At 73.1% G+C, this 6,320-nt stretch carries 3 protein-coding genes and 2 pseudogenes; 1 reads left to right on the top strand and 4 read right to left on the bottom strand.

The window, feature by feature from the left end; translation table 11 throughout:
* The first annotated feature begins 59 nt into the window (after positions 1-59).
* A pseudogene (locus JNW91_RS28430) lies at positions 60-1,570 on the top strand (deoxyguanosinetriphosphate triphosphohydrolase family protein).
* Positions 1,571-1,581: 11 nt separating this feature from the next.
* Here the strand turns inward: JNW91_RS28430 and JNW91_RS28425 are convergent.
* From JNW91_RS28425 to JNW91_RS33355, 4 genes and pseudogenes are all read right to left on the bottom strand, one after another.
* Complete coding sequence (locus JNW91_RS28425; RefSeq protein ID WP_203178548.1) at positions 1,582-2,724, bottom strand: MBL fold metallo-hydrolase; 1,143 nt, start codon at positions 2,722-2,724, stop codon at positions 1,582-1,584.
* 113 nt (positions 2,725-2,837) lie between these two features.
* Positions 2,838-3,842 (bottom strand): serine hydrolase, encoded by a 1,005-nt coding sequence (locus JNW91_RS28420; RefSeq protein ID WP_203178546.1) that lies wholly within the window; start codon positions 3,840-3,842, stop codon positions 2,838-2,840.
* Positions 3,843-3,954: 112 nt separating this feature from the next.
* The gene (locus JNW91_RS28415; protein WP_203178544.1) at positions 3,955-4,884 is read right to left on the bottom strand and encodes an SDR family NAD(P)-dependent oxidoreductase; all 930 of its coding nucleotides are present in this window, start codon (positions 4,882-4,884) and stop codon (positions 3,955-3,957) included.
* A pseudogene (locus JNW91_RS33355) lies at positions 4,881-6,064 on the bottom strand (zinc-dependent alcohol dehydrogenase). Before JNW91_RS33355 ends, JNW91_RS28415 begins: the two are co-directional and overlap by 4 nt.
* Positions 6,065-6,320: the final 256 nt, after the last annotated feature.

The following is a 6,320-nucleotide window of genomic DNA, read 5'->3' as shown; positions in this document are numbered from 1 at the left end:
GCCGCGCCCGGCCGGCGACCCGGAGGCGGCCCCGCCGGGCCTGCGCTAGCGTGGCGATCATGGAATCACCTGCGGAGCCGCGTGCCCGGCGGCTCTTCGGCGGCAGCGCCCGGGCCCTCGGCGACCTCGCCGCGACCCGTTCCGCGCCGACCGGGACCGAATCGTCGGCTCACCGTTTTTCGCCCGCCTCGGCGGCGTCACCCAGGTGATCAGCCCGGTCGGCTCCGGCCTGCTGGTGCACAACCGGCTCACCCACAGCCTGAAGGTCGCCCAGGTGGCCCGCTCGATCGCCGAGCGGCTGATGGCCGACGAGCGGTGGCGCGACCTGCTGGACAAGCTCGGCGGCTGCGACCCCGACGTGGTGGAGGCCGCTGCGCTCGCCCACGACCTCGGCCATCCACCGTTCGGGCACCTGGGGGAGCGGGTGCTGGACCGGCTGGCCCGCCAGCGCCTCGGCCTCGCCGACGGTTTCGAGGGCAACGCCCAGTCGTACCGGATCGTCACCAGCACCGAGATCCGGGGCGCGGCCACCACCGGACTGGACCTGACCGCGGCGGTCCGCGCGGCGATGCTGAAGTACCCGTGGACCCGGCTGGACCACCCCGACCCGCACCCGCGCACCATGGACCCGCCGCCACGCGGGGCCACCCCACCGCCGGACGACCCGGACAGCGGCTCGTCGAAGTTCGGCGCGTACCGGACCGAGCTGGACGACCTGCGGCAGGCGCGCGAGCCGTTCGCCGGCCGCATCCCGGACTGGCAGCAGACCGTCGAGGCGTCCGTGATGGACACCGCCGACGACATCGCGTACGCCATCCACGACGTGGAGGACTTCTACCGGGTGGGGGTGCTCCAGCAGGGGTCGGTGTCCGCCGAGCTGATGGCCTGGCAGCGGGAGAGCGGGCAACTGCGGGCGATCACCGACGCGGCGCTGACCACGGCGTCCCGGCGACCTGGCGCGGCCATCGAGCGGCTACGCCGGCAGTTGCACCGCAAGGACGCCTGGATCGCCGACGACGACGCGTTCGCCGCCGCCGTCGAGCACGTCCGCGAGGAACTGGTCGACGGGCTGCTGGCGATGCCGTTCGACGGCTCGATCGAGGCCGAGCAGTACGTGGCCCGGTTCTCCGCCCGCTGGTCCACCCGCTTCGTCGAGGCGATCACCGTGACCGACCAGCCGTCGGTGCGCTCCGGGTACGTGCTGCTCGGCTGCGCGCAGTGGCACGAGGTGCAGGTGTTGAAGTTCGTCCACCACCGCTTCGTGCTGGCCCGCCCGGATCTGGCCCTGCACCAGCGCGGTCAGGCCCGGCTGCTGGGCACCCTGGTGGAGGCGCTGTGGGAGTGGCTGCTCGACCCGGAGGAGGAGTCCCGGCTGCCCCGCCGGTTGCACGACCTGGTGGAATTGGCCGAGGCGGAGCTGCACCCGCGTACACCGGACCGGATCGGTCGGGCCCGGGGGCGGGCCATCGTGGACTTCGTGGCGCAGCTCACCGACGGGCAGGCGGTCGCCATGCTGGACGCGTTGTCCGGCCGGTCCGGCGCGCTCTGGACCGACGCCTTCGTGCTCTGACGACGCGCCGGTCAGGCGACGGCCTGCCACCAGCCGTCGACGGCGGGCGGGTCGTCGACCACCACGCGCTCGCCGGGGCGGGGGACGGCGAGCCGTACGTCACGGGCCTTCGCCTCGGCCCACAGGCGGTTCACCGGCTCGGACCAGTCGTGCAGGGCCAGGTTGAAGGTCGCCCAGTGCACCGGGATGAACAGCCCGCCGCGCAGGTCGAGGTGGGCGTTGACGGCCTCCTCCGGGAACATGTGGATGGCCGGCCAGGCCCGGTCGTACGCGCCGATCTGCATCAGCGTCACGTCGAACGGCCCGTGCTCGGCGCCGATCGCCGCGTACCCGGCGAAGTAGCCGGAGTCGCCGGTGTAGAAGACCTTGCGGCGGGCCCCGGCCACCACCCAGGAGCTCCACAGCGTGCCGTCGCGGCGCAGCCCTCGACCGGAGAAGTGCTGTGCGGCGGTCGCGGTGATCTTCAGCCCGGCGACCTGGTGCGACTCGGACCAGTCCAGCTCGATGATCCGGTCGGCGGGTACGCCCCACCGGTCCAGGTGCGCGCCCACCCCGAGTGGCACCAGGAACGGCGCGGACTGACCGGCCAGCAGCGCCCGCACGGTGGCCATGTCCAGGTGGTCGTAGTGGTCGTGGGAGATCAGGATGGCGTCCAGCGGAGGCAGCTCGTCGAGGCGTACCGGCGGCTCGTGCAGACGGCGGGGGCCGACCAGTCCGGACGGGGAGCAACGGTCGCTCCAGACCGGGTCGAGCAGGACCCGCCTGCCCTCGATCTCGATCAACGCCGAGGCGTGGCCGTACCAGATGATGTTCAGCTCGCCGGCGGTGTCGGCGGTGTGCGACCCGCTGGGGCGCAGCAGAGGCACGGGCGCGGTGGGCCGTCGCTTCTGCTTGCCGAAGATCAGCTCCCGGAGCAGGTTGCGACCCGGGTCGGCGACCATCGTGCTGGTGCCGGCCTGGTTGTGGAAGGTGCCGTCGCGGAACTGCGGTGAGCGGGCCGCCCGTTCGGCGCGGGCCCCGGCGAGCCGGCCACCGAGCGCCGCCGGCACGTCCCGGGCCACCCAGGCCAGGCCGGCCAGCGCGGCCAGGCCGGCCGCGCCTCGCATCCGTCGCCCGAGCGACCGTTCGACGTCCGTGCTCCGCGTTGGTGCCATCGCCGTCCCTCCGCCGTGTCCGCCCTACACGGTAGTCACCCCGGCCCTCCCGTGCCCGGGCGGTCGCCCCTCCAGGTCGGCCGCCGGCAGCGGCGACCGACCCGGCACCGGGCTCAGCCGCCGTTGCTGGGGTGCGGGGTGTTGATCCGGAACGTGCTGCCGGCGCCGGCGAGCCGGTCCACCGCTGCCAGGAACCGGGGACCCATGGCGGCCCGGGCCTGCACCGCCGGGTGGGTGGCGCCGAAGTTGTCCGGGTCGGCCTGCCCGTCGGCGAAGAGCGCATAGGTGAGCACCGCCGCGCCGGACCGGTCGAAGATCACGCCGGCCTCGTGGCGGGCGTCGGCGAACCAGCCCGCCTTGGTGGCGATGCGGGCCCGCTCGTCGGAGGACATGGTGCGCCGGATGCCGTCGGTGAAGGCCACCGGGGAGCGCAGGAGCCCGAGCAGGAACGTCGTCGACGCGGGCGAGAGCAGGGTGCCGGCGACCAGGGCCCGCAGCAGGTCGTGCGTCTCCCGGGGAGTGCTGGTGCCGAGGAAGAACCGGTTCGGGTTGGCCACCGGCTCGACCTGGGTGTTCGGGAAACCCTTGGCCACCAGGATGGAGTTGATCTCGGCGGCCGGGGCGACCAGCCCGCAGAGCCGCACCGCCGTGTCGTCGGAGACGGTCAGCAGGTTGGCCAGCACGTGACCGAGGGTCACGCTGCTGGGGTACGCGCCGTCCAGGCTGAAGATGCCGTCACCGCCCGGCACGACGATCGCGGCGGTCACCTCGACCCGCTGGTCCAGGGTCAGCAGACCTCGGTCGACCTTGTCGAGAACCGCCGTGGCGACCGCGATCTTGTTGACGCTGTACACCTCGATCTTCCGGTCCGCGTCTGCCGCCACCGCCACGACCGGCTGGCCGGCCGGATCGGCGACGCTGATGTACGCCTGCCAGTTGCCGCCGGCCTCGGTGCGGTGTCGGGTGTAGATGGTGGCGACCCGTTGGGCGGCCCGGGCGGGGGTGGTCGGGGTCGTCTCGGTGGTCCCGGCGGCGCTGGCCGGGGTGGCCGCCCCGAGCACCGTGCCGGCGGTGGCCACCGTGCCAAGTCCGAGTGCCGTCCTGCGGTTCAATCGCATGGTCGATCGTCTCCCCCATCGTGGTGCGCCAGAGCGCTTGCTGGCCCACCACCCTAGGCGAGTTGATCGACGCACGTATGCCTCCGAACAGTCCCGAACAGTCCCGAACAGCTCAGCTGAGCCGCCGGCGCAGTGCGGCGCCGACCACACCGGCCGGCCCGGACACGAGTTGCCGCAGGTCGGGCAGGTGCCCGCCGCGAACCGCCTCGCCGGCCGGGTTCGGAGCGAAGACGCTGCCGTCGTTCGCGGCGACCGATCGTCCACTCAGGCCGGCCAACCGCATCAACGGTCCGACCAGGACGTCGTAGACGCCCGGCAGCATGGTGAAACCGGCCCGCAGCACCACGTTGAGCCGCCCCACCGACACCTCCCGGCGGGGCCGGTTCGCACAGTCGACAATGGCCCGAGCCACCCGCCGCGCGCCGGCGACGGGTGGCGGTGGCCGGCCGATCCGACCCAGGTAGTTGGCCGCCTGCTGGTAGACCGGGGTGTCCACACTGCCCGGATTGACCAGGCAGAGCCGGATCTTCGGACTGTCGCGCAGCTCCTGCTGCACCGTCCGGGCCAGCCCCTGCAACCCCCACTTGCTGGCCACGTACGCGCTCATGTACGGGGCGGTGATGTGCCCGAGCACCGAACCGGTGAGGATCAGGGTGCCGGCGCCGGTGGCGCGGAAGTGCCGCAGCGCCACCCGCACCGCGCCGGCGGCGGCCAGCAGGTCGGTCCGTACCACCTGGTCGAAGACCCGTTCCGGCAGCTCGTCGAAGCGGCCGTAAGCCATCACCGCCGCGGTGTGCACCCAGACGTCGACGCGGCCGAACCGGTCGATCGCCGCGTCGGCGAGCGCGTCCAGCGCGCCCGGCTCGGTCACGTCGGTCGGCACGGTCAGCACGTCGGCGTCGGCGCACTCCGCGCGTACCTCGGCCAGGGTCTGTGCCGCGCGGGCGGCGAGGACCAGGCGGTCGCCGCGGTCGGCGAACGCCCGGGCCGTCGCCCGACCGATCCCGCTGGTCGCGCCGGCGATCACCACCACCCGACTCACGGCGCGAGTACGACCTTGATGCAGCCGTCCTCCTTCTTCTGGAACATCTCGTACGCCTCCGGCGCCCGCGCCAGCGCACCCGGTGGGTGCGCAGGTCCTCGACGCCCAGCGGATCGTCGTCGCCGGAGAGCAGCGGCAGGATCTCGTCGGTCCACCGGCGCACGTGACACTGCCCCATCCGCAGTTGGACGCCCCGGTCGAACATCTCCATCAGCGGCATCGGGTCCACCTCACCGCCGTACACGCCGGAGATCGACACGGTGCCGCCGCGGCGGACCGCCTTGACGGCGGCGTGCAGGACGGAGAGCCGGTCCATGGCGGCCTTGTCGGTCAGCGTCTGGGCCAGCTTGTCCGGCAGGAGCCCGACGGCCGCGTGGGCCAGCTTGCCGCCCGGCGAGCCGTGCGCCTCCATGCCGACGGCGTCGATCACCGCGTCCGGGCCACGCCCGTCGACCAGGTCGATCAACGCGCCCGGCACGTCGCTCAGCTCGCGGACGTCGAGCACCTCGATGCCGTGCCGGCGGGCCAGCTCCAACCGCTCGGGCACCAGGTCCAGCCCGATCACCCGGCCGGCGCCGAGGTGACGGCCGATGCGGGCGCAGAACTGGCCGACCGGGCCCAGCCCGAACACGGCCAGCGTGCCTCCGGGCGGGGTGTCGGCGTACTTCACCGCCTGCCAGGCGGTCGGCAGGATGTCGGAGAGGTAGAGGTAGCGCTCATCGGCGCCGGTCTGCGGAATGGTGATCGGTCCGAAGTGGGCCTGCGGGACGCGAAGGTACTCGGCCTGCCCGCCGGGCACCGAGCCGTAGAGCGAGGTGTAGCCGAACAGCGCCGCGCCCTTGCCCTCACCGGTGACCTGGGTGGTCTCGCACTGGGCGTAGAGCTGGCGTTCGCACATCCAGCAACTGCCGCAGGCGATGTTGAACGGCACCACCACCCGGTCCCCGGGCTTGAGCCGGGTCACTCCCGACCCGACCTCCTGGACGATGCCCATCGGCTCGTGGCCGAGGATGTCACCGGGCTTCAGGTACGGTCCCAGCACCTCGTACAGGTGCAGGTCGGAGCCGCAGATCGCAGTCGACGTGATCTTCACGATCGCGTCCGTCGGTTCCTCGATCCGGGGGTCCGGCACCTCCTCGACCCGTACGTCCCGCTTGCCCTGCCAGGTCAACGCCTTCATGTCTGGTTGCCTCCCTCGGTCGCTGCTTGACTGCTACCCGGGGAAGGGGAGTTGAACCGGCGGCGTCGCGGGCGTGGTCGGGCCTGGCGTGTCGGGCTTGGTCGGTGGTTGCGGTCGGGCCTGGCGTGCCGTGCTTGGTCGGTGGTTGCGGTCGGGCCTGGCGTGCCGTGCTTGGTCGGTGGTTGCGGTCGGGCGTGGCGTGCCGGGCTTGGTTGGTGGTTGCGGTTGGGCTGGGGGCGACCGTCCCGGCTCCGGA

This window comes from Micromonospora parastrephiae (assembly GCF_016802865.1).
Classification (GTDB): Bacteria; Actinomycetota; Actinomycetes; order Mycobacteriales; family Micromonosporaceae; genus Micromonospora; species Micromonospora parastrephiae.
This window is presented reverse-complemented; position numbering and strand designations above follow the sequence as displayed.

Coding starts and splice junctions, on each gene's coding strand:
- JNW91_RS28425 (WP_203178548.1), bottom strand. CDS start 2,724: ATGGCACCAACGCGGAGCACGGACGTCGAACGGTCGCTCGGGCGACGG.
- JNW91_RS28420 (WP_203178546.1), bottom strand. CDS start 3,842: ATGCGATTGAACCGCAGGACGGCACTCGGACTTGGCACGGTGGCCACC.